Here is a 1,559-nt window from a genome sequence, read left to right on the forward strand (position 1 = left end):
CCCGCGGGCAGCCCGCGGGTCGATGGCGCCGACCAGCGCGCGCGCGACGGCGAGGCGCGCTCGGTGCTCGAGGCTGAGCTGCGCAAGGCGCAGGAGCGGCAGGCCCAGTTGCTGAAGGAATACAACAACGGCGAGCCCGAGAAGCAGGGCAGCGAAAGCAAGAACTACCAGAAGTACCTGGACCGGGTGTCCGACATGAAGGCCGAGATCGCCCGCAACGAGAGCGACATCGCCGGTCTGCAGCGCGAAATCGGCCGGCTTCCCCCGGTCAATCGCTGAGCGGATGGCTTTCGGTAAATCGGCGGGACCGGGCAAGCGCTTCCAGGCCTTCGACCTGTTGTCGACCCTGATCGCGGTGGTGCGGGTCGATGGCTCGGTGCTGTTCGCCAACTCGGGCCTCGAGGATGCGCTGGGGACCTCGCGCCGCACGCTCGAGGGCTCGCAGTTCGGCGCCTGCTTCCATGAACCCCAGGTGCTGCGCACCGCCATCGACGGCGCCCGGAGCAACGACTTCGCGACGCTGCGCTACGAAGCCTTGCTGCGCCGCGTCAACCACGAGCTGATGCCGGTGCTGGTGACGCTGGCGCAGAGCGACAAGGCCGGCGAACTGATCATCGAGATGTCGCCGCTGGAGCAGCAGGCGCGGCAGGACCGCGAGGAGCGGCTGCTCGACCAGGCGCAGGCCAACAAGGAACTGATCCGCAATCTCGCGCACGAGATCAAGAACCCGCTCGGCGGCATCCGCGGCGCGGCGCAGTTGCTGCAGATGGAGGTCGAGTCGCGCGACCTCATCGAATACACGCAGGTCATCATCCACGAGGCCGATCGCCTGCAGACGCTGGTCGATCGCTTGCTGGCACCGCACCGGCGTCCGCACGTGGTGGGCGACGTCAACATCCACGAGGTCTGCGAGCGTGTGCGTTCCGTGATCCTGGCCGAGTTTCCGCGCGACCTGCACATCGAGCGCGACTTCGACGTCTCGATCCCGGAGTTCCGCGGCGACCGCGAGCAGTTGATTCAGGCCACGCTCAACATCGTCCACAACGCCGCCCAGGCGCTGGCCGAACGGCGGGCCGCCGGCGACGCGCAGATCACCTTCAAGACCCGCATCGCGCGTCAGGTTATCTTCAACAAGCAGTGGTATCGACTGGCACTGGAATTGCATGTCATAGACAACGGACCGGGCGTGCCGGACGCGATCAAGGACCGCATCTTCTATCCGCTGGTGTCGGGCAGGGAAGGCGGGACAGGCTTGGGATTGACGCTTGCGCAAACTTTTGTGCAACAGCATCACGGCGTGATCGAGTGCGACAGCGTTCCGGGACGGACCGATTTCAAGATACTGATACCGCTGCCCTAGCAGCCAAGCAACAAGGAGCTGCATGAAGCCGATCTGGATAGTGGATGATGATCAATCAATCCGCTTCGTGCTGGAAAAAGCGCTGCTGCGCGAAGACCTGCCGACCCGAAGCTTCACCAATACGCGAGAAGTTCTCGCCGCCCTCGACGCCGCGGCCGACGATGAAATGCAGGGCCCCCAGGTCCTGGTCAGCGACATC

At 65.0% G+C, this 1,559-nt stretch carries 2 protein-coding genes and 1 pseudogene; all 3 read left to right on the plus strand.

Going from position 1 to position 1,559, the window contains the following annotated elements; genetic code table 11:
* Nucleotides 1-279: pseudogene (locus tag AC1D2E_RS35805) on the plus strand (hypothetical protein); the annotation flags it as partial.
* A 4-nt stretch (nucleotides 280-283) separates the two neighbouring features.
* Nucleotides 284-1,360 (plus strand): nitrogen regulation protein NR(II), encoded by a 1,077-nt coding sequence (gene glnL, locus AC1D2E_RS35810; RefSeq protein WP_478176670.1) that lies wholly within the window; start codon nucleotides 284-286, stop codon nucleotides 1,358-1,360.
* Between the two features lie 22 nt (nucleotides 1,361-1,382).
* Nucleotides 1,383-1,559: response regulator (locus AC1D2E_RS35815; RefSeq protein ID WP_478201787.1), on the plus strand; the 177-nt coding region annotated here is incomplete at its 3' end.

The sequence above is a fragment of the Variovorax sp. P1_H2 genome (assembly GCF_056405295.1).

What these genes read in the sequence shown, in the direction of transcription:
- glnL (WP_478176670.1), top strand. Translation starts at nt 284, where the DNA reads ATGGCTTTCGGTAAATCGGCGGGACCGGGCAAGCGCTTCCAGGCCTTC.